The sequence below is a fragment of the Streptomyces sp. NPDC001219 genome (genome assembly GCF_053597915.1).
The window spans coordinates 1-26480 of record NZ_JBSFJF010000073.1 but is presented as its reverse complement, the minus strand read 5'-3'; the positions used below and the strand labels follow the sequence as shown (position 1 = coordinate 26480).

Sequence of the window (26480 nt, the reverse complement as noted above, 5' to 3'; positions counted from 1 at the left end):
CCGCACGCACGGTAAGTTTCTGGCCATGCCACGAGGACGCCACCGCCAATCCCCACCCCTCCACCGGCTGCTTCCTCCCTCTACGGTCGCCGGTGCGTCAATCGCCTGCGCCGCGGGCGCGTGGTGTGTCGGCGACGATCTGGTGCAACGGGTGCTCGCCGCGGGCGCCGCGGCCGCCGCACTGACCGGCGCCGTCCTTCTGCGGACCTGGGACCGTAACGCCGGCCGCCGGGTCGCCGAACTCACCCGCGCCCGGGTGCGCGACGAGTGGCGTACCGAGGAGCGGGTCGCCGAGCTCGAGACGGATGTCGAGGAGGCCCGCGAGATCCGGGCCGGCCTGGAGACCAAACTCCGCGCCAAGCGCGCCGAGTTGGCCCGGCTGCGCAGCGAACACGCCGCACTGCTCCGCCGTTACGCCACCGCCGAGACCGAACGGGCCAGCGCCCTGGAGGGCCGCCGGCTGCTCGCCATCGAGGCGGCCCCGGCCAAGGCCCTGCCCGCCGCCGATCTTCCACGGCTCGTCAACTCCCCCCTCCGGCTCTCGACTTCGTCCACGCAGGGAGACGCCGCCCACCCCTCGGAGCCCCTCGTTCCGGGCCGCCGCGAGCCCGCCACCTACGCGCAGGCCGACCAGGCGCTGCGCCGGCTGGCCCGCAACGCCGCCCGGCAGCGCGCCGCCCAGCAGGCGCGCGCGCCGAAGGGCGGCGCCAGGTCCGGGGACACCGCCCCTTCCGGACCGCCCGCCCGCCGCGGCGACCGGGCCGGCCGGGACGGTGAGCAGGGCAGCGGGAAGGCCCCGGCGGCAGCCGAGCAGCGCACGGACGGGACCGACCCCGCCCGTAAGGCCACCGCCGGGCCCGCGCTCCGCCCGGTGCCCGCCACCGCCTCCGCCGTCACCCCGTCCCGGCCCGCCACGTCCCGCGCGACGGGTGGTTTCGACTTCTTCGGCAACGCGGCCGACTCCGGTCCCCGGCAGCTGACCGGGCCGATGGAGGAGGACCTGGCGGACGTCGTCGGGGACGAGGCCGTCGCCGAGCACTCGGCCCGTACCCAGCCGTCCGCGGAGTCCGCCGAGGCCGACGCCCGGCCGTCCGGGCAGGCCGAACCGTCCGGGCAGGACGAGCGGAACGGGCAGACCGACGGGGAGACGACCACCGGCAGCGGTGAGGTCATCGACCTGACCGCGCACGACGAGACCGAGCAGTTCGAGATCGGCGCACTGCGCACCGCCATCTCCTGACCTGCACAGACAGCCGACCGGCCCCGGAGTTCTCCTGAACTCCGGGGCCGGTCCGCGTTCCGGGCCGGGCGGGCCCGCTGTCCACAGGGTGTGGAGGAGCCGCCGTGCGAGCCGTGCGCCACGGGACGGTGCGCCGACGGGGCCCGGGGCCCCGGCCGCACTCGCCCCCGTCTACTTGTCGATGTCGCCGACGACGAAGAACAGCGAGCCCAGGATCGCGACCATGTCGGAGACCAGCGTGCCCGGCAGCAGCTCCACCAGCGCCTGGATGTTGTTGAACGACGCCGAGCGCAGCTTGAGGCGGTAGGGCGTCTTCTCGCCCTTGGAGACGAGGTAGTAGCCGTTGATGCCGAGGGGGTTCTCGGTCCAGGCGTAGGTCGCGCCCTCGGGGGCCTTCAGGACCTTGGGGAGCCGCTGGTTGACCGGCCCCGGCGGCAGCTCGGCGAGCCGGTCCAGGCAGGCGTCGGCCAGGGCGAGCGCGTTGTGGCTCTGCGCCAGCAGGCACTCGAAGCGGGCCAGGCAGTCGCCCTCCTGCCGGGTGACCACATCGAGCGTGGACCGCAGCTCCCCGTACGCCAGGTACGGCTCGTCGCGCCGCAGGTCGAAGTCGACACCGGAGGCGCGGGCGATCGGCCCGGACACCCCGTACGCGTGCACCGTCTCCGGCGCGAGGACGCCGACCCCGCGGGTACGGCCGCGGAAGATCTCGTTGCCCAGGACCAGGTCGTCGTAGACGTCCATCCGGGAGCGCACATCGGCCACCGCCTGCCGCGTCCGGCCCAGCCAGCCGGCCGGCAGGTCCTCCTTGAGGCCGCCGACGCGGTTGAACATGTAGTGCATCCGGCCGCCGGAGATCTCCTCCATGACGGTCTGGAGCTCCTCCCGCTCCCGGAAGGCGTGGAAGACGGGGGTGATCCCGCCCAGCTCCAGGGGGTACGAGCCGAGGAACATCAGGTGGTTCAGCACCCGGTTCAGCTCGGCCAGCAGGGTCCGCAGCCAGACGGCACGCTCGGGCACCTCCATGCCCAGCATCCGCTCGACGGCCATCACCACGCCCAGCTCGTTGGAGAACGCCGACAGCCAGTCGTGCCGGTTGGCGAGCATGATGATCTGGCGGTAGTCGCGCGCCTCGAAGAGCTTCTCGGCGCCGCGGTGCATATAGCCGATCACCGGCTCGGCGTGCTGGATGCGCTCGCCGTCCAGGACGAGGCGCAGCCGCAGCACGCCATGCGTCGAGGGATGCTGCGGGCCGATGTTCAGCACCATGTCGGTGCTCTCCGCCGCGCCGCCGATGCCGACCGTCGTCTCCGTCATGGCAACAGTCTCGCAGGCCACCGCCCCACCGGACCCCTGGGCCCTCAGGCGTCCCAGTCCGTGAGCAGGGCCGCGCACGCCCCGCCCACCGGCTCCAGCAGCCAGCCGAAGCCGCCCAGGCCCGCCGGATCGGTCAGCTCGGCCGCCGCGCCCGCAGCGCCGAGGGCCCGCACGTACCCGGACGGGTCGGTGGCGGCCAGGGAGAGCGGCGGGCGCCGGCCGTCCACCCCCAGGGCGTGCAGCGCCGCCCGCTGGGTCAGCCGCTTCGCCGACGGCCCGGCGCAGGCGTCCAGCGCCACATGCGCCGTGATGTCGCAGCTGCCGTCCGGCACGGGCGCCACCTCGCGGCCGTCGCGGAAGCCGGTGAGCGTGCCGAACGGCGGGCGGCCGCCCCGTTCGTGCGCGTAGTCGACGGCGACGGCCAGACCGGAGCGCAGCGTGCCGACGGCCCGTGCCCAGGCCGCGTCCCGGGGACGGCCGACCTCGGCGCGCAGTCCCGGGGCGCCGCCCCCGGTGGCGCCCGCCGGCGGCGCCCACCAGCGGGCGAGCCACTCCGCGTCCGCGCCGTCCACCGGCTCGCCCAGCCGCTCGGTGCCGTCGGCGCGGACCAGCACCCGGCGCGGCACACCGTCGTCATCCGTCTCGACGACCTCGACCGGCACGTTGTCCAGCCATTCGTTCGCGAACAGCAGCCCGGTGACCGAAGCCGGCGCGGGCAGCTCGTCCCGCCACACGATCCGCGGATCGAGCCCCTGGGGGCGCCCGGCGCGCTCGACCGCGTACGGGCGCAGCCGCGCGGACACCTCGGCGGGCAGCGCCGCCAGCACCCCCGTGAGCAGTTCGCCGTGCCCCGCGCCCACATCGACCAGCGCCAGCTCGTCCGGGTGGCCGAGCGCGGCGTCGACGCGGCACAGGAGGCCGGCGACGGCACCCGCGTAGAGCGGGGAGACATGGACCGAGGTGCGGAAGTGGCCCGCGGGGCCGGGGCCGCCGGGCCGGGTGTAGAAGCCGCTCTCCGGGCCGTACAGCGCCCGCTCCGTGGCCTCGCGCCACCCGCACCACTCGTTCGTCATCTGCCCCACGGTACGGGCGGGCACCGGCCCCCTGGGTGGACGGCACCAGGTGCCGTCCACCCAGGGGGCCGACACATTCGGAGCAGAGTCTCCACCTTGGGGAGTAGGCGCGCCGGACAGGATCGCTCGCTCGGTTGACTCGTACATGTATTCCCGGTGCCTACGCTGGGTTACGTGCAGCGCCTCTACGACTTCCTCCGCAGGCACCCGACAGGGGTGGACACCTTCTGGGCCGTCCTCCTGCTCGGGGTCTCCAGCCTGTGGGTCGCGTCCGAGACGCACGGCCTCCAGCGCGTGGTCGCCGCGGTCTGCACGCTCGGCCTGTGTCTCGTCGTCGCGCTGCGCCGCAGGGCCCCCGTGAAGATGCTGCTGCTGACGGCCGCCGTCGGCGTCTGCCAACTGATCTCCGGTATCGACACCAACCCCGGCGACGCCGCGATGTTCGTGATCACCTACACCGTCGCGTCCGGGCCCGCCATCCCCCGCTGGGCCTCCCGCTGCGCGCTCGCCGGCGCCGTCTTCGGGCCCGCACTCTCCTTCTGGCGCTTCAGCGGCAGCGCCGAGGGCCGGCGGGTGGGGGAGAGCCTGTTCGTCACCGCGCTGCTCACCGTGCCGTTCGTCCTGGCCTGGGTGCTCGGCGACTCCATGCGCACCCGGCGCGCCTACTGGGCCCAGCTGGAGGAGCGGGCCGCCCGGCTGGAGAAGGAGCGCGAGGCGCAGTCCCGGATCGCGGTCGCGGCTGAGCGCGCCCGTATCGCCCGCGAACTGCACGACGTCGTCGCCCACAACGTCTCGGTGATGGTCGTCCAGGCCGACGGCGCCGCCTACGTGCTCGACTCCGCGCCCGAACAGACCCGGCAGGCCCTGGAGACGATCTCCGGCACGGGCCGCCAGGCGCTGGCCGAAATGCGCCGCCTGCTGGGTGTGCTCCGCACCGGCGAACAGCCCGAGAGCGGCGAATACGTCCCCCAGCCCGGCGTCGAGCAGCTCACCGACCTCATCGAGCAGGTGCGCGTCGCGGGCCTGCCGGTCGACTTCCGGACCGTGGGCGAGGCCCGCGAACTGCCCAGCAGCGTCGCCCTGACCGTGTACCGCATCGTCCAGGAAGCGCTCACCAACACCCGCAAACACGGCGGCCCCCATGTCGGCGCGACCGTCCGGCTCGCCTACCGGGACGACGATCTCGACCTGCTTGTCGAGGACGACGGCCGCGGCGCGCAGCGCGAGCTCTACGAGGAGGGCGGGGCGGACGGCCTCGGCCACGGCCTCATCGGGATGCGCGAGCGCGTCGGCATGGTCGGCGGCACCCTGGCCGCGGGACCACGCCCCGGCGGCGGCTTCCGGGTCAGCGCCGTCCTCCCGCTCAAACCGGCCCGGTGAGAACGCCAACCGCTCAGGACCCGGCGGCGTCCTATGAGGGGACCGCACCGGCCACCCGCACCCCACCCCGTACGCTCGGCCCCACTCCTCCCCGAAGGGACCCCCTGCCATGACCATCCGTGTGATGCTCGTCGACGACCAGGTGCTGCTGCGCACCGGTTTCCGGATGGTGCTCGCCGCACAGCCCGACATGGAGGTGGTCGCGGAGGCCGGAAACGGGGTGGAGGCCCTGGAGGTGCTGCGCGGCACCCAGGTCGACGTGATCCTCATGGACGTCCGGATGCCGCAGCTGGACGGTGTGGAGACCACCCGCCGGATCTGCGAGGGCGGCCAGAAGGAGGGCGCCCCGAAGGTGCTCATCCTGACCACCTTCGACCTGGACGAGTACGCCTTCTCCGCGCTGAAGGCCGGGGCCAGCGGCTTCATGCTCAAGGACGTCCCGCCGGGGGAGCTGCTCGCCGCGATCCGGGCGGTGGAGAGCGGCGACGCGGTTGTCGCGCCGTCCACCACCCGCCGGCTCCTCGACCGCTTCACGCCGATGCTGCCCGGCACCTCCAGCGAACCGTCCCGGCCCGAGCTGGAGCGGCTGACGGAGCGGGAGCGGGAGGTGCTGCTGCTGGTCGCCCAGGGCCTGTCGAACGGTGAGATCGCGGCGCGGCTGGTGCTCTCCGAGGCCACCGTCAAGACCCACGTGGGCCGCATCCTCACCAAGCTGAGCGTCCGCGACCGCGTCCAGGCGGTGGTCCTGGCGTACGAGACGGGGCTGGTGCGGGCCGGAGGGTCGGGGGCCTAGGACGCGGGGCCGCCGCGCGCCCGGCGCGTCCTCAACGCAGTACGCCCTCAAGGAAGTCGCTGCCCAGCCGGGCCACCACCTGGAGGTCCAGCTGGTGCAGCACATAGCGTCCCCGGCGCCGGGTCTGGATCAGGCCGGCCTTCTTCAGCGTCGCGATGTGCCGGGACACCTCCGGCGAGGTGATGCCGAACGCGTTCGCCAGCTCCCCGGTCGTGTGCGGGCCCCGCGACAGTGTCCGGCACAGCTGCATCCGCATCGGGTGGCCCAGCGCCTCCAGTCGCTGCTGGACGAGTTCCAGCGCGGCCGGCGGCGGCAACTCCTGTGCGGCGACGGGGTATTGGAGCACGGGGCGCCAGCCCTGGGCATGGCTGAACAGCAGATGCGGCCAGCCGAAGGACGTCGGCAGGAAGGTGACGCCCGGATCGGCGGGGTCCGCGAACGCCGTGGTGCGCCCCTGGGCCAGCTTGTCGAGGAGGATGCGGGTGCCGCCGCTGCCGTCCTGCGCGTCCTCCAGGCGCAGCGCCCGCGAGGTCGCGGACAGCGTCTCGGCCAGGCCCTTGCGGCGGAGCAGCTCGGTCTTGTGCCGGGCATCGGCCGCCAGCTGGATGCCCACCCGCAGCCAGATGTCCCCGAAGAACGCCTCCTCGCAGTCCTCGAACAGGCGGCGCAGCCATACCCGCAGGCCGTCGGGGTCGGTGAGCATCCGGTCGGTGAAGGCCGCCTGCCGCGGGCCGCGCGCGGCCGCCATCTCCCGTACCCGCGCCCGCTCGTCCGCGTCGACCAGCGGCGACGGGGTGGGCAGGCTGTAGCGCGGCGAGCAGCTGATCTCGAACACGGCGGCCACGAACCGCTCGTCATCGATCCTGTCCAGCTCGTCCAGGTCCTCGGCCAGCGTCGCCCCGGGGCGGGCCGGCAGCAGGATGTCGGAACGGGCGGACCGCCACAGGAAGTCCGCCTCGCACAGCCGGTCGGCGAGGTCGGTCTTCAGCGCCGCGTTGGTCGCCATGACCCAGCCGTGCAGCCCCGGGTGGTGCCCTGGTTCGGACAGTGCGTGCAGCGCGGCGCCCAGCTCCGCCAAGGGGGACGGGGCGAAGACGACGCGCTCCGGCGGCAGCCCGGTGATGTCGATGACGTTGGCCATGCGCCCATCATGCGTGAGGCCCCCACCTGCGTGGACGTCGTTTGACGGCTCCCGTCAAACGACGCGCGCCGAGCGGCCGGACCACCGCACAGTCAGGGACATGAACGCCGGTCAGCAGCACCTCCTCGACCTTTACCGTGCCTCCCAGCGAGGCGAGGCGGCCCCGCCCGCCCCGGGCACCCACACCGTCCGCACCGCCCGCGAGATCCGCCGGTGGTACCGCTTCCGCGCCGTCGTCACGGCCCCCGCCGACCGCCTCCCGGGCCGCCTCCGCGGAGCCCTCCGCACCGCCGCCACGACCTTGCTCCGCCGGGGCGCCAACGGCGCCGGGGCCGGGGCGCCGTGACGCCTTGCGCGTCACCCGCCGTGGCGACCGCCCGTCCCGTCCCCTCGCGTCACCTCATCCGCCGCCCGCTCCTCACGACCTCGACGAAGTCCACGAACTTCCCGACCTCCGCCCGGATATCTCCTTCCGTCCATGCCAGGGCGGACGAGGCAACCGTCATCTCGGTCAGCGTCACCCCGGCCGGGCCGGCCTGGTCCGGCTCGTACCAGCTCCTGAACAGCGCCGTCCCGGTCTCCTCCGCCTGGCGCACCACGGCCTCGTTCAGCAGGCCGGGTGGGTACGGCAGCCACAGCCGGAACTCATGTGTGTGCGGCGTTTCCGGGTCCACCCGGAACCACGGCACCCCGGCCCCGGCCAGGCCCGCACGCAGCGCACGGGCCACCACCTTCGCGTGCGCCACGTACGCGGGCAGCCGCGGCAGTTCGTGGTCCAGGCCGGCGAGGGCGGCCAGTGCGGCAGGCCACTGCTGGGCCAGCTGGCCGCCGTACCGGTGCCGCCAGGCCCGCGCCTCGTCGACGAAGTCCTCGGTGCCCGCGAGCGCGGCGCCCGATATGCCGTCCAGCGACTTGTAGTAGGAGACATACACACTGTCCGCGAGGTCCGCGATCTCCGGGAGCGTGCGGCCGAAGTGCGGTCCGCACTCCCACAGTCGCGCGCCGTCGAAGTGCACCACCGCGTCACGGTCCCGCGCCGCCTCCACGGCCGCGGTCAGCTCGTCCCACGACGGCAGCACGAACCCGGCGTCCCGCAGCGGGAGTTCGAGCGCCAGGGTGCCGAACGGCTCCCGCAGGGCGTGGATCTCCGCGGCGGTCGCCGGCCGTGGTGCCCTCGTCGGGTGCACCATCCGCAGCCCGCTGACCACCGCATAGGCATCGCGCTCATGGACCTCCAGATGCGACAGCGGATGACCGGCCACCGTCGCGTTGCCCGTACGCCCCGCCCAGCAGCGCAGCGCCACCTGCTGCGCCATCGTGCCGGTCGGGAAGAAGGCGGCGGCCTCGGTGCCCAGGGCGGCGGCGGTCCGGCGCTCCAGCTCGCCGATGACGCTGTCCTCGCCCCCGTAGATGTCGACCGCGTTGTCCAGGTCGTAAGCGGCCGGAGCGTCGGCCACCAGGCGGTCCAGCCGCTCGCGGACCGTCTCCCGCACGAGGCCGCCCGGTAGCACGCGCCGGGCGCCACGGAGCGCCGCGCGCATCCGTTCCGGCGCGGGACGGGCGGCACCCGCCCCGTTCGCGGCGTCCCTCGGGACATCGCCCGGAACGCCGCCCGAGGTATCCGCCGAACCGCCCCCCGAGGCACCGCCCGCAGCTTCCCGCGAGTCCCTGTCCGGACCGAGTCCACCCGCTTCCCGCATCCGCCTCACACCCCCTGACCGCTCTTTCCTCACGCCTTCGCGTGCCGACGCACCGATCGTCGCGCAGCCCCGCGCCGCTCCGCGACCCCTGTGGATAACTCCCGGAAGAGACCCCGGTCTCACCTTCCGTACAGCTCTGAAAGCCACCGGAAACACTCGCGTAGCATGGCGAGGAATCGTCCGGTACCCCCCGCGGACTGGAACGGAAGGCCATTGCCGCGTGAATGCAATCCCACCTCTCGAGGCCCAGGACCGCCCCGCCCGGCTGACTGTCGGCGTGGTCGGCGCCGGCCGGGTCGGACCCGCCCTGGCCGCCGCGCTGCAGCTCGCGGGGCACCGCCCGGTCGCCGTGTCGGGCGTGTCCGACGCCTCCGTACGCCGCGCCGCCGAGCTGCTGCCCGACGTTCCCCTGGTCCCCCCGGCCGAGGTCCTCGCCCGCGCCGACCTGGTCCTGCTGACCGTCCCCGACGACGCCCTGGCCGGCCTGGTGAGCGGCCTCGCGGAGACCGGCGCCGTACGGCCCGGCCAGTTGCTGGTGCACACCTCGGGCCGGTTCGGAACGGCGGTCCTGGACCCGGCCACCCACGCCGGCGCCCTGCCGCTCGCCCTGCACCCGGCCATGACGTTCACCGGCACCTCCGTGGACGTCCAGCGGCTGGCCGGCTGCTCGTTCGGCGTGACCTCGCCCGACGAGCTGCGGATGGCCGCCGAGGCGCTGGTCATCGAGATGGGCGGGGAGCCCGAGTGGATCACCGAGTCCGCCCGCCCGCTCTACCACGCGGCGCTGGCCATCGGCGCGAACCACCTGGTCACGCTCGTCGCCCAGTCGATGGAGCTGCTGCACGACGCCGGGGTGCAGGCCCCGGACCGGATGCTGGGACCGCTGCTCGGCGCCGCCCTGGACAACACGCTGCGGTCCGGTGACGCGGCGCTCACCGGCCCGGTCGCCCGGGGTGACGCCGGTACCGTCGCCGCCCACATCGCCGAGCTGCGCCGGCACGCGCCACAGAGCGTCGCCGGCTACCGCGCCATGGCCCGTACGACCGCGGACCGGGCGCTGGCCCACGGTCTGCTGAAGCCGGAACTGGCCGAGGACCTGCTGGAGGTGCTCGCCGACTCCGGCGACGGCCCCGGCACCGCCCCGGGCGCGCCCGACGCCCCCGGCCAGGACCCCGACGCCCCCGGCCACGGCCCCGAGGGAGGCGACCGATGACCTCCTCGCCCCTGAGCCCGTCCCCCGGACCGGGCCCCCACCAGGACACCGCCGCGGCACCGGACGTGCCCGTGACCCAGGAGCCGGACCAGCCCATGGACGAGAGCCGCCCCGTCCGCCCCACCCGTCCCGTGCACCTCCTCCACACCGCCGCCGCGCTCCGCGAGCTGCCCCGCGGCACCGGAGCCCGCGCCGTCGTCATGACCATGGGCGCGCTGCACGAGGGCCACGCCACCCTGGTCCGCGCCGCCCGCCACCGGGTCGGGCCGCGGGGCCAGGTCGTCGTCACCGTCTTCGTCAATCCGCTGCAGTTCGGGGCGGGCGAGGACCTGGACCGCTACCCGCGCACCCTGGAAGCGGACACCGAGCTGGCCGCCGCCGCGGGCGCGGACGTCGTCTTCGCCCCGTCCGCCGACGAGGTCTACCCGGGCGGAGAACCGCAGATCCGGATCACCGCGGGCCCCATGGGCACCCTCCTGGAAGGCGCCAGCCGCCCCGGGCACTTCGACGGGGTGCTGACCGTCGTCGCCAAGCTGCTGCATCTGACCGCGCCCGACATCGCCTTCTACGGGCAGAAGGACGCCCAGCAGCTCGCCGTCATCACACGGATGGCCGCCGACCTCAACTTCCCCGTCGAGATCGTCGGCGTCCCCACGGTGCGCGAGGAGGACGGCCTCGCCCTCTCCAGCCGCAACCGCTACCTCTCCCTCCCGGAGCGGCGCACCGCGCTCGCGCTGTCGGCGGCGCTGTTCGCGGCCCGCGACCGGCTCGCGGCCGAGGAGGCGCTGCGCGCCCGCGCCGCCTCCACGGGACACCCGGCGCAGGACCGTGCCGCGGCGCTCGCCGCCCTCGGCGAGGACCGCGCCGCCGCCGACGCCCACGCCGTCGCCTACGCCGCCGCCGGCCCCCCGCACGGCCCGTCCGTGGCGCGCGCCGCGGCCGGCGCGGTGCTGGACGACGCCTCCCGTTTCGAGCCGCCGCTCACCCTCGACTACCTGGCGCTGGTCGACCCCACCGACTTCACCGAGGTCCCCGACGGCTACGAGGGCGAGGCCATCCTCGCGGTCGCCGCCAAGGTCGGCACCACCCGGCTGATCGACAACATCCGCCTCGTCTTCGGCGCGGGGGCGTCCGGAACGACAGCCGCCCCCGAGGGCGGCCTGCACACGGACGCCGCCCCTTCGGACGGCACCGCCGCCGGAGCCCCGGCCACCCCCACCACCCCTCACGGCACCCTCGGAGCGACCCGATGACCGCCACCGGAACAGGCACCGCACCCCGGCCCGCGGCAGGCACCGGCATACGTCTGACCGCCCCCGCCCCCGGCTGGTCCATCGCGGCGGACGTCGTCGTGGTGGGCTCCGGAGTGGCCGGGCTGACCGCCGCCCTGCGCTGCGCCGCGGCCGGCCGCCGGACCGTCGTCGTCACCAAGGCCCGTCTGGACGACGGCTCCACCCGCTGGGCACAGGGCGGGATCGCGGCGGCGCTCGGCGACGGCGACACCCCGGAGCAGCATCTGGCCGACACCCTCGTCGCGGGCGCCGGACTCTGCGACGAGGCCGCCGTACGCACCCTGGTCACCGAAGGCCCGGACGCCGTCCACCGGCTGATCGGCACCGGCGCCCGCTTCGACACCGCACCGGGCAGCGACGAGATAGCGCTCACCCGCGAGGGCGGCCACCACCGCCGTCGTATCGCGCACGCCGGCGGGGACGCCACCGGGGCCGAGATCTCCCGTGCGCTCGTCGAGGCGGTCCGCGCGGCCGGGCTGCGCACCATCGAGAACGCGCTGGTCCTCGACCTGCTCACGGACGCCGAGGGCCGCACCGCCGGGGTCACCCTGCACGTCATGGGGGAGGGCCAGCACGACGGCGTCGGGGCCGTACACGCCCCGGCGGTGGTGCTCGCCACCGGAGGCATGGGGCAGGTGTTCTCCGCGACCACCAACCCGCCGGTCTCCACCGGCGACGGGGTGGCCCTGGCGCTGCGCGCCGGCGCCGAGGTCTCCGACCTGGAGTTCGTCCAATTCCACCCCACCGTCCTGTATTTGGGGCCGGAAGCGGAAGGCCAGCAGCCGCTGATCTCCGAGGCCGTACGGGGCGAGGGCGCCCACCTCGTCGACGCCGACGGCACCCGCTTCATGGTCGGCCGGCACGAACTCGCCGAACTGGCCCCGCGCGACATCGTCGCCAAGGAGATCATGCGCCGCGCGCACGAACAGGGCGTCGAGCACATGTACTTGGACGGCCGGCACTTCGGCGCCCCCATGTGGGAGACCCGCTTCCCGACCATCCTCGCCGCCTGCCGCAGCCATGGCATCGACCCGGTCACCGAGCCGATACCGGTCGCCCCGGCCGCGCACTACGCCTCCGGCGGCGTGCGCACCGATCTGCGCGGGCGCACCACCGTCCCCGGCCTCTACGCCTGCGGCGAGGTCGCCTGCACCGGCGTGCACGGCGCCAACCGGCTCGCCTCCAACTCCCTTCTGGAGGGCCTGGTCTTCGCGGAGCGGATCGCCTCGGACATCGCCGGACCACACTCCACGGAGACCCCGGAGCCCACGACGAACGGCGCCTCCGGTACGCACGACGGCACGGCGGACGGCGCACCGGACGGCACCGCGGACGGCGCGTCGGCGCACACCACACGCCCCGCCCCGGACCCCGCGCCCCGCACCACCCTCCCGCTGCTCGCCCCGGAGACCCGTACGGCCGTGCAGCGGACCATGACCGCCGGCGCGGGCGTGCTGCGCAGCGCGGAGAGCCTCGCCCGGGCGGCCGCCGAACTGGACCGCCTGCACCGCGAGGCGACCGTGGCGGCCCTGCCGGCGGGCGACGAACCGGCCGGTGCGACCGCCACCCGAAGCGCCGGGCCCGCCGACCGCAAGGCCCCCGAGCCCGGCGTGGAAGCCTGGGAAGCCACCAACCTCCTGTGCGTCGCCCGGGTGCTGGTCGCCGCGGCGCAGCGCCGTGCGGAGACCCGCGGCTGCCATTGGCGCGAGGACCACCCGGACCGGGACGATGCCTCCTGGCGCCGCCACTTCCGCATCACCCTGGCCGCGGACCGCGCGCTGACCCTCCGGATGACGGAGACCGCCGGCTTCTCGCCGACGGTCACCCCGTAGCCACCGACCCCACCGCCCGCCACGACAGACCGCACACCCCACCTCCCCGAAGACGGAGCCCACCCCGTGAGCAGCACCCCCGACGACCTCCCTCTCCTCCAGATCGGCGGGCCCTCCGGCGGCGCCTCCCCCGAGACCGCTTCCGGGGGAGGCTGCGGCGACGCCTGCGGCTGCGGCGACGGGGGCGCGTACGAGATCGACCCGCTGGCCTGCGGCCTCGACCCCGACCTGGCCGCGCTCCTGGTGGCCGCCGGGCTCGACCCCGTCCAGGTGGAGGCCATCGCCCAGCTCGCCCTGGAGGAGGACCTCGACCAGGGCGTGGACGTCACGACCGTGGCGACCATCTCCGAAGACGCGGTCGCCACCGGCGACTTCACGGCCCGCGAGGCCGGCACGGTCGCCGGACTACGGGTCGCCGAGGCGGTGCTGTCCCTCGTCTGCACCGACGCGTTCGAGGTCGAGCGGCACGTCGAGGACGGCGACCGGGTCGCGGCCGGCACCCCGCTGCTGAGCGTCACCACCCGCACCCGCGACCTGCTCACCGCCGAGCGCAGCGCACTGAACCTGCTGTGCCGGCTGTCCGGTATCGCCACCGCGACCCAGGCCTGGTCGGACGCGCTCGACGGCACCAGGACCCGGGTCCGCGACACCCGTAAGACGACGCCGGGCCTGCGCGCCCTGGAGAAGTTCGCGGTGCGCTGCGGCGGCGGCGTCAACCACCGGATGTCGCTCTCCGACGCGGCGCTGATCAAGGACAACCACGTGGTCGCGGCCGGCGGCGTCGCCGAGGCCTTCACCGCCGTACGGAACGAGTTCCCCGGGCTGGCGATCGAGGTGGAGGTCGACCGGATCGACCAGATCCCGCCGATCCTCGCCGAGGGCGCCGATCTCATCCTGCTGGACAACTTCACCCCCGAGCAGACCCGTGAGGCGGTGGCCCTGGTCGCAGGCCGGGCCATGCTGGAGTCCTCGGGCCGGCTGACCCTGGACAACGCCCGCACCTACGCCGAGACCGGCGTCGACTACCTCGCGGTGGGCTCGCTCACCCACTCCTCCCCGATCCTCGACATCGGCCTCGACCTGCGCGAGGACGACGGCCGGGGCGACCGGGACCCGGCCGACGACGTGCGTGAGGACCGCTGACGCCATGCTCCTGACCATCGACGTAGGCAACACCCACACGGTCCTCGGCCTCTTCGACGGCGAGGAGATCGTCGAGCACTGGCGGATCTCCACCGACGCCCGGCGCACCGCCGACGAGCTGGCCGTGCTCCTCCAGGGCCTGATGGGGATGCACCCGCTCCTCGGCGACGACCTGGGCGACGGCATCGAGGGCATCGCCATCTGCTCCACGGTGCCCTCCGTCCTCCACGAGCTGCGCGAGGTCACCCGCCGCTACTACGGCGACGTGCCCGCCGTCCTGGTGGAGCCGGGCGTCAAGACGGGCGTCCCGATCCTCATGGACAACCCGAAGGAGGTCGGCGCCGACCGGATCATCAACGCCCTGGCGGCCGTCGAGCTGTACGGCGGACCCGCGGTCGTCGTCGACTTCGGCACGGCCACCACCTTCGACGCGGTCAGCGCCCGCGGCGAGTACGTCGGCGGCGTGATCGCGCCGGGCATCGAGATCTCGGTGGACGCGCTGGGCGTCAAGGGCGCCCAGCTCCGCAAGATCGAACTGGCCCGGCCGCGCAGCGTCATCGGCAAGAACACCGTGGAGGCCATGCAGTCCGGCATCCTCTACGGGTTCGCGGGCCAGGTCGACGGGGTGGTGCGGCGCATGGCGCGGGAGCTGGCCGACGACCCGGACGAGGTGACCGTGATCGCCACCGGCGGGCTGGCGCCGATGGTGCTCGGCGAGTCCTCGGAGATCGACGCGCACGAGCCCTGGCTCACCCTGATCGGACTGCGGCTGGTCTACGAGCGGAATATCGCCCGCTCGTAGCGGAACACCACCCGTCCGCGGAAGCATTCCGGCGCGGGAAGACCGGTGGTGCGGCTCGCTGCCGCGCCACCGTTCACGAATTAAGCGGCTTTTGTCGGAATTGGTCGTAAAGTCGCCATATGCCAATGCCAAACGGAACCCGCGGCGGCATGGCGTTCAGCGCCGATGAGTTGCGTGTGCTCCGTCGCGCCCTCGCCCATGCCCTGCAGACGACGCCCCCCGCCGCCCCGCCCGGGACCCCCTGCCCCGAGCGGTCCCGGGACATCCAGGAATACCTCCGGCTGGCCGAGGCGGTCGACGAGGCGGTCCGCGAAGGCGGCCGGCTGCGCGCCTTCCTCCTCGCCGACCTCGCCCGCTACCGCGCGGCCCTGCCCGGTTCGGCCACCGGCTATCTCGCGCAGCTCAGGGAGGCGCTGGCAGCGGGCCATGTCCCCGGCCCCGACGATCTCGCCGCCCTGCGCTCGCTGCCGCGGTCCGGCGCGACGGCCGAGAGCGCACGCCGCGGCGCCCTGCTGCGCCACTGCGAGCAGCTCGCCGAGCACTCCGTACGGACCCGGCTGCGCGCGCTGCCGGGCGGCCGCTCGGCAGCCCGCGGTGCCGGCCGGGAGCCGGAGCCCGAACGGCAGCCGAAACCCGAGCGCAAGCCCCAGCCCGCGCCCGCCCCGCGGCCCAAGGGCCCGCAGCGGGACCGGCCGATCCCCACACCGGGCGAGGTCTTCCCGCCCCGCCGCAAGCCCGCCCCGCCCCCCGAGAGCCGCACCGCCTGAGCGCTGCGTACTCTGGTGTCTCACGCCCAAAGGAGGCCATACGTCATGGATTACGTCGCAGCGCTGCTCCCGCCCGTGGTGATGGCCGTGGCCTTCACCGCCCTGATCGTGACGATCATCAAGAGCCAGGGCGGAGCGAACAAGGCCAAGGAGGACGCCGCCGTGGACGCCGCCCTGGCGCGCGCCGAATCCGCCGGTCAGGAGCCCACCGCGCACGGCGCCTGAGCCGCCCGCCGCGCTTTCGGCACCCCGCGCACACCGTACGACCCGGGATTGACGTCCCGGGTCGTACCGCGTTTTCCGGCCCAAACGCAACGAGATCAACGGGCATTCGCGACATCTCCCACTATTGTTCTTGTGTGCCGAGACGCTTGGGTGATCTGGAAGACGCGGTCATGACGCGGGTCTGGGAGTGGAACCGCCCGGTCACCGTTCGAGAAGTCCTGGAAGATCTGCAGAAGGAACGGTCGATCGCCTACACCACGGTCATGACCGTATTGGACAACCTTCACCAGAAGGGCTGGGTGCGCCGCGAAGCAGAAGGCCGCGCCTATCGATATGAGGCGGTCTCCACCCGCGCCGCCTACGCGGCCGCACTGATGAACGAGGCATGGTCCGCCAGCGACAACCCCGCGGCCGCCCTTGTCGCCTTCTTCGGGATGATGTCGCCGGAACAGCGCCATGCCCTGCGCGACGCCGTACGGATGGTCCAGGTCGACGAACCGGCGGAAGGCCCGGAACAACCGGCACAAGAGGCGGAAGAGACCAGGCCCGCGGAAGAACACCCGGCGGAAGCGGCACCGGAAGGCGCCGGTGAAGCCGGGCCCGCCGAAGGGGATGAACCCGGGGCGAGTGCCACCGGCAAGGAGCGATAGCGTCCCGGCATGCCTCCGCATTCAAAAGGCCTCACCGTCCGCCGGGCCAGGACCGGCGATGTACCGGCGGTACGCCGTCTCATCGACGCCTACTCACGTGACGCGATCCTGCTCGACAAAGCCACCGTCACGCTTTACGAGGACATCCAGGAGTTCTGGGTCGCCGAGCGCGACGAAGACGCCGAGGTCGTCGGCTGCGGGGCACTCCACGTCATGTGGGAAGACCTGGCCGAGGTCCGCACCCTGGCCGTCGATCCGCGGCTCAAGGGGACGGGAGTCGGCCACCAAGTCCTCGACAAGCTGCTGCGCACCGCGAGCTGGCTCGGAGTGCGGCGCATTTTCTGTCTCACCTTCGAAGTCGACTTCTTCACCAAGCACGGCTTCGTAGAGATCGGCGAAGCCCCGGTAGACGGTGATGTCTACAGTGAGCTGCTGCGTTCCTATGACGAGGGCGTTGCGGAGTTCCTGGGCCTCGAACGAGTGAAGCCCAACACCCTGGGTAACAGTCGGATGCTTCTGCACCTGTGATGAGTGTTCTATGTCCGAATCGCTCCCCTATCTCATGGGTACGGAAGCATGCGTTCCCCGCTCTGTGGGCAAGTGAACCCTACCCAAGGGTTTGTGTTTTTCCCGGAAAAGCGGTTTGCTTTCCGTCGTAATCCGCATTCGATGAAAGGGAAACCGGTGGCACAGAAGGTTCAGGTTCTTCTTGTCGACGACCTCAACGGTGGCGAGGCGGACGAGACGGTGACGTTCGCACTCGACGGCAAGTCCTACGAGATCGACCTCTCTGAAGGCAACGCCCAGAAGCTGCGCGACTCCCTCGCCGACTTCGTGAAGGCGGGCCGCCGCACCGGTGGCCGCGCTTCTTCCGGCCGCGGCAAGGCGCGCGGTGCGGCCTCCGGCAGCAGCCAGGACACCGCGAAGATCCGCGCCTGGGCCAAGGAGAACGGCTACAACGTCAATGACCGTGGCCGGGTCCCCGCCGACATTCGTGAGGCATTTGAGAAGGCCAACGGCTGATCACCGTACGCGCGGTCCGATTGGGCATTACCAGCACGCACCAACCGGGCACGGTGGCACTCCGTCGCCGCCGCGCTCACGAGTCGTACGAGGTCGGGGACGCCCCCGTCGTCCCCGTTTCCTGCCCCGAACCCCGTGGTGGGCAGGGAATTCTCCGCCTCGTACCCGGGCCGGGGAGGCCGCACCCATCGCGCGGCCTCCCGGGAACCGAATCCGTATGACGGTGCCGCGGCCGCCGGGAACACCGGCGCGGGCATCCGGTCCCCGGTCCCACGCGCCGTGAGATCCGGGACGAGCGCGCCCCACTCCAGCCATTCCAGGATTCCCGGGAGTTCCTCGGCGCCGCCGGCCGCGATGAGCATGAGCAATTTCGGCCGACCACCGGAGTGATTCCCGTCGCATCCGGCCCGAAGGAGTGCCACCGGGCCGGTCCGCGGCAGGCGCCGTAGTACGGCACCTCCCGCCCCGGCCGGCATCTCCAGCACATCGAAGCGCAGCCCCGTCGGCAGCTCCACCGGCTCCGTTCCGGTTGTCGGCCAGCCGAGCTCTTCCTCGTACCACCGGCGGACGGCGGCGAGGGGGCTGCGGGGGCGCGGAAGCACGCGGGCCATGCCCGGTGAAACTCCCGAAAACCCAGGAAGTTACGCTGCGTAGACGCGCGCGTACGTACCGTGCCTGCGGGATAGGTGTGGAGGGGTGTGCGAGGGCGTGCGGATGTTCGCCCGTAGCGGATGGAAGCGGCCCGCGCCGCATGGAGTGTCAGTGGCAGCGGGTAAGACAGTCTCAGTGGGAAGAGACGGTGTGACCGGCGTCCGAGGCGTTCCGCCCCGGCCCGAGGGCCGGCGACGGACGGCGTGTCGACAGAGGGCGCGTTCGCCACGGGCGTAGTGGCAGAGGGCGTATATGCCTGGCCTGCGGGAACATCGTCTCGCACCATCGAGTTGGAGCAGATGTCAGCTGTTCGGCAGTAAATTTCCTCGCAGGAGCGGGGGTGATCCGGACGGGTGTCGGCAGTTGGAATGAGCTGTCCCGCCCCGCGGGACTAGCATGCGGAAGGACAGGGAGGGGACCGACCCCTAACTGCCTGACCGCTCTGAGGAGCGATTAACGATGTTCGAGAGGTTCACCGACCGCGCGCGGCGGGTTGTCGTCCTGGCTCAGGAAGAAGCCCGGATGCTCAACCACAACTACATCGGCACCGAGCACATCCTCCTGGGCCTGATCCATGAGGGTGAGGGTGTCGCCGCTAAGGCCCTGGAGAGCCTCGGGATTTCGCTCGAGGCGGTCCGCCAGCAGGTGGAGGAGATCATCGGGCAGGGCCAGCAGGCCCCGTCCGGGCACATTCCCTTCACCCCCCGTGCCAAGAAGGTCCTGGAGCTGTCGCTCCGCGAGGCCCTTCAGCTCGGCCACAACTACATCGGTACGGAGCACATCCTGCTCGGCCTGATCCGCGAGGGCGAGGGCGTCGCCGCCCAGGTCCTGGTGAAGCTGGGCGCCGATCTCAACCGGGTGCGGCAGCAGGTCATCCAGCTGCTCTCCGGCTACCAGGGCAAGGAGGCCGCCACCGCCGGCGGCCCCGCCGAGGGCACGCCCTCGACCTCCCTCGTCCTGGACCAGTTCGGCCGCAACCTGACGCAGGCCGCTCGCGAGACCAAGCTCGACCCGGTCATCGGGCGCGAGAAGGAAATCGAGCGGGTCATGCAGGTCCTGTCCCGCCGTACCAAGAACAACCCGGTCCTCATCGGCGAGCCCGGCGTCGGCAAGACGGCGGTCGTCGAGGGACTGGCGCAGGCCATCGTCAAGGGCGAGGTGCCCGAGACCCTCAAGGACAAGCACCTCTACACCCTCGACCTCGGTGCCCTGGTCGCCGGCTCCCGCTACCGCGGTGACTTCGAGGAGCGCCTGAAGAAGGTCCTCAAGGAGATCCGCACCCGCGGCGACATCATCCTGTTCATCGACGAGCTCCACACCCTCGTGGGTGCGGGCGCCGCCGAGGGCGCGATCGACGCCGCCAGCATCCTCAAGCCCATGCTGGCGCGAGGCGAGCTGCAGACCATCGGTGCCACGACGCTCGACGAGTACCGCAAGCACCTGGAGAAGGACGCGGCCCTGGAGCGCCGCTTCCAGCCGATCCAGGTCGCCGAGCCGTCGCTGCCGCACACCATCGAGATCCTCAAGGGCCTGCGGGACCGCTACGAGGCGCACCACCGCGTGTCCATCACGGACTCCGCCCTGGTCGCGGCCGCCACCCTGGCCGACCGCTACATCTCGGACCGCTTCCTGCCGGACAAGGCGATCGACCTGATCGACGAGGCCGGCTCCCGGATGCGTATCCGCCGGATGACCGCGCCGCCGGACCTGCGCGAATTCGACGAGAAGATCGCCGATGTGCGCCGGGAGAAGGAGTCCGCGATCGACTCGCAGGACTTCGAGATGGCCGCGGGCCTGCGCGACAAGGAGAAGCAGCTCCTGGCCGCCAAGGCGAAGCGGGAGAAGGAGTGGAAGGCCGGCGACATGGACGTCGTCGCCGAGGTGGACGAGGAGCTGATCGCCGAGGTCCTGGCGACGGCCACCGGCATCCCGGTCTTCAAGCTCACCGAGGAGGAGTCCTCCCGGCTGCTGCGGATGGAAGACGAGCTGCACAAGCGCGTCATCGGCCAGAAGGACGCCATCAAGGCGCTCTCCCAGGCCATCCGCCGTACCCGTGCCGGCCTGAAGGACCCCAAGCGTCCCGGCGGCTCGTTCATCTTCGCCGGCCCGTCCGGTGTCGGTAAGACCGAGCTGTCCAAGACGCTGGCGGAGTTCCTCTTCGGCGACGAGGACGCGCTGATCTCCCTCGACATGTCGGAGTTCAGCGAGAAGCACACGGTCTCCCGGCTGTTCGGTTCGCCCCCCGGCTACGTCGGCTACGAAGAGGGCGGCCAGCTCACCGAGAAGGTGCGCCGCAAGCCGTTCTCCGTCGTGCTCTTCGACGAGGTCGAGAAGGCCCACCCGGACATCTTCAACTCGCTGCTGCAGATCCTGGAGGACGGTCGCCTGACCGACTCCCAGGGCCGGGTCGTGGACTTCAAGAACACGGTCATCATCATGACGACCAACCTCGGCACCCGGGACATCTCCAAGGGCTTCAACCTGGGCTTCGCGGCCCAGGGCGACACCAAGTCCAGCTACGAGCGGATGAAGAACAAGGTCAACGAAGAGCTCAAGCAGCACTTCCGCCCCGAGTTCCTCAACCGTGTCGACGACACCGTCGTCTTCCACCAGCTGACCGAGGAAGACATCATCCAGATCGTCGACCTCATGATCGCCAAGGTGGACGAGCGGCTCAAGGACCGCGACATGGGCATCGAGCTCAGCAGCGAGGCCAAGTCGCTGCTGGCCAAGCGCGGGTACGACCCGGTGCTCGGCGCCCGTCCGCTGCGCCGCACGATCCAGCGCGAGATCGAGGACGCCCTCTCGGAGAAGATCCTCTTCAGCGAGCTGCGTCCGGGCCACATCGTGGTCGTCGATGTCGAGGGCGAGGGTGAGACCGCCAAGTTCACCTTCCGCGGCGAGGAGAAGTCGGCCCTGCCCGACGCCCCGCCGATCGAGTCCGCCACCGGCGGCTCGGGCCCGAACCTGAGCAAGGACGCTTGACGGCTCAGCGCAGCACCGACTGCGGCACTGCCCCGGAATCGTTTCGTACGGTTCCGGGGCAGTTCTGTTGTCCGCGCCCGGCTTTTCGCACCCCGTTCTTTAGCCGCGCGGAAATACAGCCCCTATTCGGCAAGGGCCGTTTTCAGCCATTTACGAAGAGCCGATGCCCGGCACCGGCGGTGCCCGCCGCCGCCCACCACCTCCGCACGAATACCGTCGGGAACACCAGGCACCGGCGAATACGGCCCCCGGCCCGAAGCCTGTCCAGAGTCCAGACACGAAAAGCCGGCCCGCCACTCCCTCGAAACGCCCAGGCCATATGTGAGCCACCGCCGCGTCCGACCCTCGGCCGGGCAGTCCCCTCGACCAGGTGGCCGGTCCGGAGCGAAAGCCCTGGCGGTATGCAGTTATGGGCGGTCGCGAAGTCGGTGCAGCCTATGTGGCTTGTTCGGGGCGGGCCGGCACCACGGCAATCCGGCTGAGGTCCGCCCAGTCGTCGTGGTGCACGAAGTCGACGGCGCCGGGGGCGGATTCACGCAGCAGCTCGATGCGGTTGAGGAGATGCCGGACGCAGTCCTCTGGCCTCCCTGGCGGGCCGCGTCGGGTAGTGCGGGCAGATGCCAGCCGAGGGCGTCGACCGCGGTCGCTTGGTCCCGCTCCGAGCGGCCGCTGACGAGCCTCCCAAGGGCGAGCTTCGCAACAGCTGGACCTTGGGCCGCCGGGTCGCTCCACCGCGTCCGTAGGGGCCATCGCCCGCTCCCGGCTCTCCCCGGCGCCCAGCAGCATCGACACCGCCGCGTCAGAGGCCCTTCCGCCCCGATGTGGCAGAGGGCCCCGGCGGTCACGGTGCAGGGCGCGCAGCAGCCCGCGCCTCAGTGGGTGGGTCGCTAGCCGCCCCAACTCCTGGGCGATCCGTACGGCATTGAGCAGGGTGTGCGCGTAGGGGTCGAGAGCCGGTCGAGTCGGCTGGGCGCTGCTGGCCGCGGCACGGTGCTGCGCTGGATGTACGTGGCGACGTCCTCTCGGCTCATCGGGGCCGACGACAGCTCGCTGAACCCGACCTGGCGACCGCCAGTCGCCGGGGTCCGCGGACGGCCGGGAGGCGACGATCCCGTCGGCCACGTTAGCCCCGCCGGTGCCTCATCACGGGCGGTGGCGACGGCCAGCCACGGGGGCAGGCCGCCTTGCCTGCCCCCGCCCCACCACGCACCAGGCCCCTTCCACAGCCAGGACAGATCCTGTTCCGCCGGGGGTGCGCGGTTTCTTCGGGGAGCGGCAGATCGTCCTGGCCCGCGCAGTCCGTGGGCCTCGGGCCCTGGGGGCCGGTCTCGCAGCGCAGCGCCAGATTGGCGGTGTCCAGGGGCCTGCTGCCCGACCACTGTGGCCGCGCTCACGCAATCGCGACCCCGATTACCGCCCAATACGGACATTTCGCGGACTCGGGTAACCCGGGTCACAAAGGCCGAGTAACCCGGGTCACAAAGGCCGAGTAGCCCGGGTCACAAAGGCTGGGTAATCCACGCCACAAAGGCCGGGTAAGCCACGTCACAAAGGGCCGAGTTGTCCGTGTCGAAGTGGTTCCGGGGGGCGGGTCGGGGGCTCGAAAGGGGTGTGGAAAGGGGTTGGATCTTGGTTATCGGTGACATGGCACACAGGCGATTCGGGGCCTACTAAAAGAATTAGGGGAAGTGTGCCGCCGAGGTGCGGGGGTTTTCCGGGGTGCGGGAGGGGCTGGCGGCGGAGGGGCGGCGTCGGGGAGGTGGGGTCCCTGTGGCGTATGGGGGAAAGGCCTGTTCAGGGGGTGTGCGGCGAGGGTGGGTGGCGTTGCGAGATGTCCGAATTGGGGGGTTTCGTGAAGAGCGGTGAGGGGCACGCAAGGGCCTCGGTCACCCGGTATCTCGTACGGGCCGGGTTAGTAGAAAGGCCGCTTGGCAGGGCGGTGAAGGCGGGTTACCAAGGAATGGCGATCCCGGTCCGCAGCTGGGAAACCAATCAATTCACTGGAGGAAAACCCGCATGTCGAAGTTCACCGCTCTCCGCAATTCCAAGAAGTTCGCGCTGCGCAATCGCGTCGCCGTTGTCGCCGCCGGTGTCGGCGTTACCGCCGCCCTGGGTGCCGGTATAGCCACCGCCGCCGACGCGGGTCTGCAGAACCTCACCTCGGGTGTCGGTTCGACCGTGTCCGCACAGGCCGACGCGCAGGCCAAGTCCGTCGCGGACGCCGCCAAGGCCAAGAAGGCCGCGGCCAAGAAGGCCAACGCCTGGGTGACGCCGGTCGACAAGTACACCCTGGGCTCGACCTTCGGTCTGGCCGGCAACATGTGGTCGCACAGCCACAGCGGCCAGGACTTCGTCGTGCCGAGCGGCACCGCGGTCAAGGCCGCGCACTCCGGCACCGTCGTCAAGGCCGGCCCCAACGGTGGCGGCGACGGCCCTGCCTACGGCAACGCCATCGTGATCAAGCACGACAGCGGCACGTACACCCAGTACGCGCACCTGTCACAGATCAACGTGAGCGTCGGCCAGCAGGTCGGCACCGGCGAGAAGATCGGTCTGTCCGGCAGCACCGGTAACTCCTCCGGCCCCCACCTGCACTTCGAGGTCCGCACCGGCCCCAACTACGGGTCGGGCATCGAGCCGACCGGATTCCTGCGGGCTCACGGCGACACCGTCTGAGCTGAGTCCGGCCGGGCTGGCCGGCGGTGCGGCGGGTTTGCCGCCGTGACCAGTTCTGTGGCGACCTCGAGGATGGCCTTGCGCTTCTCCTCGGGGTCGCCCTTCAGGTTCTGCATCGCGAACATGCCCGCGTGCATGGAGAACAGTGCCGTGATGCAGCGCACCTGATCCGTCAGCTCCGCATCGGGCTCCCTGAGCAGCCCGAAGAGGGTGAGCATCCGCGCTTTGAAGGTCTCGCCGATGCTCAGGTCCCGTACCGCGGCCTGGTTCTCCTGCAGGAAGCGGAAGAGCGGCTCGGCGGAGCGCAGTGACTCGTTGTAGCGGCGGAGCAGCTCCTGCTTGGTCTCCAGGGTCCGCGGCTGCTCCTCGGCCCAGGCGATCAGCTCGTCGATGGGCCTGCCCAGGTCCTGGAACAGGCCGATGACGATGTCTTCCTTGGTCTTGAAGTGGTAGTACAGCGCCGCCTTCGTGACCTCGAGCTTCTCGGCGATCTCGCGCAGCGAGGTCTTGTCATAGCCCTGTTCGGAGAACAGTTCCAGAGCGACGTCCTGAATGCGCTGACGGGTGTTCCCCCTGCGCGCCTGTGTGCTCATGGTGCTCTCCTGCATCGTCGGTCCTGGTCAGAGGGCTGCCCGGTGGGGCGTCAGAGAAACTTACTTGACGCCCGGCTAGTTGCCCGCCTACCTTCATCACTGTACTGAACTAGCCGGGCGGCAAGTAAGTGGGAGTGAGTAATGGGGAAGTCGCAACCTGCGACCCCGACGGGGGAAGGGCCGGCCTCGGCCGCGCAGAAAAGACCGGGCGCAGGCCAGGAGAAGCAGCCCGCCAGCGTGCGGATGGTGCTCTTCGCGCTGATGATCGCGATGCTGCTCGCGATGCTGGACAACATGATCGTCGGCACCGCGATGCCGACCATCGTCGGTGAACTGGGCGGACTGGAACATCTGTCCTGGGTGGTCACCGCGTACACCCTCGCCACCGCCGCCTCGACACCGATCTGGGGCAAGCTCGGCGACATGTACGGACGCAAGGGCGTCTTCCTGACGTCCATCGTCCTCTTCCTGATCGGCTCCGCGCTCTCCGGCATGGCCCAGGACATGGGCCAGCTGATCGGCTTCCGCGCCGTCCAGGGCCTCGGCGCCGGCGGACTGATGGTCGGCGTCATGGCGATCATCGGCGACCTGATTCCGCCGCGGGAACGCGGCAAGTACCAGGGCATGATGGCCGGCGTCATGGCCGTCGCCATGATCGGCGGACCGCTCGTCGGCGGCACCATCACCGACCACCTGGGCTGGCGCTGGAGCTTCTACATCAACCTGCCGCTCGGCGCGATCGCGCTGGTCATGGTCACCGCCGTGCTGCACCTGCCGAAGAAGCGGTCGCAGACCCGGATCGACTACGTCGGCGCCGCGCTGCTCACCGTCGGCATCACCGCACTCGTACTGATCACCACCTGGGGCGGCACCGAGTACGCCTGGCTGTCCAGCGAGATCATCGGTCTCGGTGTCCTCGGCGTGGTCGCGCTCGGGCTGTTCCTGCTGGTGGAGCGCAAGGTCCGTGAGCCGGTGCTGCCGCTGCACATCTTCCGCAACGGCAACTTCTCGCTCGTCACGGTCATCGGCTTCCTGGTCGGCTTCGTGATGTTCGGGTCGATGACGTTCCTGCCGCTGTTCCAGCAGACCGTGCAGGGCGCCTCGGCCACCAACTCCGGCCTGCTCCTGCTGCCGATGCTGCTGGCCATGATGGCCGTGTCACTGTTCGCCGGCCGGGTCACCACCCGGACCGGCAAGTACAAGGTCTTCGTCGTGGTCGGCAGCGGCCTGATCACCCTGGGCCTGGTGCTGCTGTCCCTGATGGACACCGACACCACACGCTTCACCTCGGGCGCCTACATGGCGGTGCTCGGCGCCGGCATGGGCTTCCTGATGCAGACCACGATGCTGATCGCACAGAACAGCGTCGAGATGAAGGACATGGGCGTCGGCTCGTCCTCCGCCACCCTCTTCCGGACGATCGGCGGCTCCTTCGGCGTCGCCATCCTCGGCGCGGTCTTCACCCACCAGGTGCAGACCACCATGGTCGAACGGATCGGCAAGGCCGGCGAGAAGATGACCAGCGGCGGCGCCCAGATGGACCCGAAGGGCCTCGCCCAGCTCCCGCCGATGATCAGGGACGCCTACTCGCACGCGGTCGCCTCCGGCACCCACCACGTGTTCCTGTGGGGCGCGCTGATCAGCATCGTCGGCTTCGCCGCGGCCTGGTTCCTCAAGGAGGTCCCCCTGCGCGGCGGCCCCGCCACCCCGCCCGAAACCCCCAAGAACGAGGACACCCCCGCGGACCGCACCGCGGTACCGGAGTCCGTCTGAACCGCACAACCGGCGACTGAGTCCGCCTGAGCCGCCGAACAGGGTGGGGGTGCACGTGAGCGATCACGTGCACCCCCACCCACCGTTTTTCACCATCCACCCACGGGAGGGGACGGGCCGGAGGGGCCTGGTGTGTGGACGTAAAGCGAAGCAGTCCACACGGACCTGGCGACCACCGTCGACGCGTACGACCTCACCGCCGACCCCAGCCTGC

General features: G+C 71.8%; 23 protein-coding genes. 17 read left to right on the top strand and 6 right to left on the bottom strand.

The genetic code is table 11. The features are described 5' to 3' along the window. The first annotated feature begins 151 nt into the window (after positions 1 to 151). The gene (locus ACWC9R_RS31500) at positions 152 to 1240 is read left to right on the top strand and encodes a hypothetical protein (protein WP_450736633.1); all 1089 of its coding nucleotides are present in this window, start codon (positions 152 to 154) and stop codon (positions 1238 to 1240) included. A 171-nt stretch (positions 1241 to 1411) separates the two neighbouring features. On the opposite strand, the gene ACWC9R_RS31495 is transcribed toward ACWC9R_RS31500, so the two are convergent. Together ACWC9R_RS31495 and ACWC9R_RS31490 are read right to left on the bottom strand one after the other, a co-directional pair. Continuing rightward, positions 1412 to 2554 carry an NADH-quinone oxidoreductase subunit D gene (locus ACWC9R_RS31495; RefSeq protein WP_450736617.1) on the bottom strand — a complete coding sequence of 381 codons (1143 nt, stop codon included), beginning with the start codon at positions 2552 to 2554 and terminating at the stop codon, positions 1412 to 1414. A 44-nt stretch (positions 2555 to 2598) separates the two neighbouring features. Next, positions 2599 to 3627, bottom strand: a complete 1029-nt coding sequence (locus ACWC9R_RS31490) for an SAM-dependent methyltransferase (protein WP_450736615.1) — start codon at positions 3625 to 3627, stop codon at positions 2599 to 2601. Positions 3628 to 3801: 174 nt separating this feature from the next. Between ACWC9R_RS31490 and ACWC9R_RS31485 the strand changes: the two genes are divergently transcribed. Both ACWC9R_RS31485 and ACWC9R_RS31480 read left to right on the top strand, forming a co-directional pair. Further along, entirely contained in the window at positions 3802 to 5007 is a 1206-nt protein-coding gene (locus tag ACWC9R_RS31485; protein WP_450736614.1) for a sensor histidine kinase, read from the top strand. Positions 5008 to 5116: 109 nt separating this feature from the next. Continuing rightward, the gene (locus tag ACWC9R_RS31480) at positions 5117 to 5800 is read left to right on the top strand and encodes a response regulator (RefSeq protein ID WP_450736612.1); all 684 of its coding nucleotides are present in this window, start codon (positions 5117 to 5119) and stop codon (positions 5798 to 5800) included. Between the two features lie 31 nt (positions 5801 to 5831). Here ACWC9R_RS31480 and ACWC9R_RS31475 read toward each other — a convergent pair whose 3' ends face one another. Beyond that, complete coding sequence (locus ACWC9R_RS31475; protein WP_450736610.1) at positions 5832 to 6941, bottom strand: DUF5937 family protein; 1110 nt, start codon at positions 6939 to 6941, stop codon at positions 5832 to 5834. Positions 6942 to 7041: 100 nt separating this feature from the next. Between ACWC9R_RS31475 and ACWC9R_RS31470 the strand changes: the two genes are divergently transcribed. After that, the gene (locus ACWC9R_RS31470) at positions 7042 to 7287 is read left to right on the top strand and encodes a hypothetical protein (RefSeq protein WP_450736608.1); all 246 of its coding nucleotides are present in this window, start codon (positions 7042 to 7044) and stop codon (positions 7285 to 7287) included. Between the two features lie 49 nt (positions 7288 to 7336). Here the strand turns inward: ACWC9R_RS31470 and ACWC9R_RS31465 are convergent, their stop codons facing one another. Beyond that, entirely contained in the window at positions 7337 to 8482 is a 1146-nt protein-coding gene (locus tag ACWC9R_RS31465; RefSeq protein ID WP_450736606.1) for a threonine aldolase family protein, read from the bottom strand. Between the two features lie 379 nt (positions 8483 to 8861). Here ACWC9R_RS31465 and ACWC9R_RS31460 point away from each other — a divergent pair, with 379 nt between their 5' ends. The 10 genes from ACWC9R_RS31460 (at position 8862) to ACWC9R_RS31415 (ending at position 17588) form a co-directional block, all read left to right on the top strand. After that, positions 8862 to 9854 (top strand): Rossmann-like and DUF2520 domain-containing protein, encoded by a 993-nt coding sequence (locus ACWC9R_RS31460; RefSeq protein ID WP_450736604.1) that lies wholly within the window; start codon positions 8862 to 8864, stop codon positions 9852 to 9854. Positions 9855 to 9949: 95 nt separating this feature from the next. After that, the gene (gene panC / locus ACWC9R_RS31455) at positions 9950 to 11107 is read left to right on the top strand and encodes a pantoate--beta-alanine ligase (RefSeq protein ID WP_450736631.1); all 1158 of its coding nucleotides are present in this window, start codon (positions 9950 to 9952) and stop codon (positions 11105 to 11107) included. Beyond that, the gene (locus ACWC9R_RS31450; RefSeq protein ID WP_450736602.1) at positions 11104 to 12978 is read left to right on the top strand and encodes an L-aspartate oxidase; all 1875 of its coding nucleotides are present in this window, start codon (positions 11104 to 11106) and stop codon (positions 12976 to 12978) included. The genes panC and ACWC9R_RS31450 overlap by 4 nt, the downstream gene beginning before the upstream one ends. A gap of 66 nt (positions 12979 to 13044) precedes the next feature. After that, positions 13045 to 14121: a carboxylating nicotinate-nucleotide diphosphorylase gene (gene nadC / locus ACWC9R_RS31445; RefSeq protein WP_450736600.1), complete on the top strand. Its 1077-nt coding sequence runs from the start codon at positions 13045 to 13047 to the stop codon at positions 14119 to 14121. 4 nt (positions 14122 to 14125) lie between these two features. After that, positions 14126 to 14923: a type III pantothenate kinase gene (locus ACWC9R_RS31440; protein ID WP_362610570.1), complete on the top strand. Its 798-nt coding sequence runs from the start codon at positions 14126 to 14128 to the stop codon at positions 14921 to 14923. A gap of 149 nt (positions 14924 to 15072) precedes the next feature. Beyond that, the gene (locus ACWC9R_RS31435) at positions 15073 to 15690 is read left to right on the top strand and encodes a hypothetical protein (RefSeq protein WP_450736629.1); all 618 of its coding nucleotides are present in this window, start codon (positions 15073 to 15075) and stop codon (positions 15688 to 15690) included. A gap of 45 nt (positions 15691 to 15735) precedes the next feature. Continuing rightward, the gene (locus tag ACWC9R_RS31430; protein WP_018092982.1) at positions 15736 to 15915 is read left to right on the top strand and encodes a hypothetical protein; all 180 of its coding nucleotides are present in this window, start codon (positions 15736 to 15738) and stop codon (positions 15913 to 15915) included. A gap of 170 nt (positions 15916 to 16085) precedes the next feature. Beyond that, complete coding sequence (locus ACWC9R_RS31425) at positions 16086 to 16565, top strand: BlaI/MecI/CopY family transcriptional regulator (protein ID WP_450736628.1); 480 nt, start codon at positions 16086 to 16088, stop codon at positions 16563 to 16565. A 9-nt stretch (positions 16566 to 16574) separates the two neighbouring features. Further along, entirely contained in the window at positions 16575 to 17093 is a 519-nt protein-coding gene (locus ACWC9R_RS31420) for an amino-acid N-acetyltransferase (protein ID WP_362610565.1), read from the top strand. A 156-nt stretch (positions 17094 to 17249) separates the two neighbouring features. After that, the gene (locus ACWC9R_RS31415) at positions 17250 to 17588 is read left to right on the top strand and encodes a histone-like nucleoid-structuring protein Lsr2 (protein WP_362610623.1); all 339 of its coding nucleotides are present in this window, start codon (positions 17250 to 17252) and stop codon (positions 17586 to 17588) included. On the opposite strand, the gene ACWC9R_RS31410 is transcribed toward ACWC9R_RS31415, so the two are convergent. Then, positions 17519 to 18199: an SCO3374 family protein gene (locus ACWC9R_RS31410; protein WP_450736598.1), complete on the bottom strand. Its 681-nt coding sequence runs from the start codon at positions 18197 to 18199 to the stop codon at positions 17519 to 17521. The two genes, ACWC9R_RS31415 and ACWC9R_RS31410, sit on opposite strands and share 70 nt — an antisense overlap. Before the next feature lie 499 nt (positions 18200 to 18698). On the opposite strand from ACWC9R_RS31410, the gene ACWC9R_RS31405 reads away from it, so the two are divergent. Both ACWC9R_RS31405 and ACWC9R_RS31400 read left to right on the top strand, forming a co-directional pair. Further along, positions 18699 to 21224, top strand: coding sequence for an ATP-dependent Clp protease ATP-binding subunit (locus ACWC9R_RS31405; RefSeq protein WP_159744005.1), 2526 nt, complete (start codon positions 18699 to 18701; stop codon positions 21222 to 21224). 2016 nt (positions 21225 to 23240) lie between these two features. Beyond that, a complete protein-coding gene (locus tag ACWC9R_RS31400; RefSeq protein ID WP_450736596.1) occupies positions 23241 to 23900 on the top strand; it encodes a M23 family metallopeptidase in 660 nt (219 codons plus the stop codon). Here the strand turns inward: ACWC9R_RS31400 and ACWC9R_RS31395 are convergent. Then, a complete protein-coding gene (locus ACWC9R_RS31395; RefSeq protein ID WP_450736594.1) occupies positions 23882 to 24493 on the bottom strand; it encodes a TetR family transcriptional regulator in 612 nt (203 codons plus the stop codon). The two genes, ACWC9R_RS31400 and ACWC9R_RS31395, sit on opposite strands and share 19 nt — an antisense overlap. Before the next feature lie 141 nt (positions 24494 to 24634). On the opposite strand from ACWC9R_RS31395, the gene ACWC9R_RS31390 reads away from it, so the two are divergent. Next, positions 24635 to 26266 (top strand): MDR family MFS transporter, encoded by a 1632-nt coding sequence (locus ACWC9R_RS31390; protein ID WP_450736592.1) that lies wholly within the window; start codon positions 24635 to 24637, stop codon positions 26264 to 26266. The last annotated feature ends 214 nt before the right edge of the window (positions 26267 to 26480 follow it).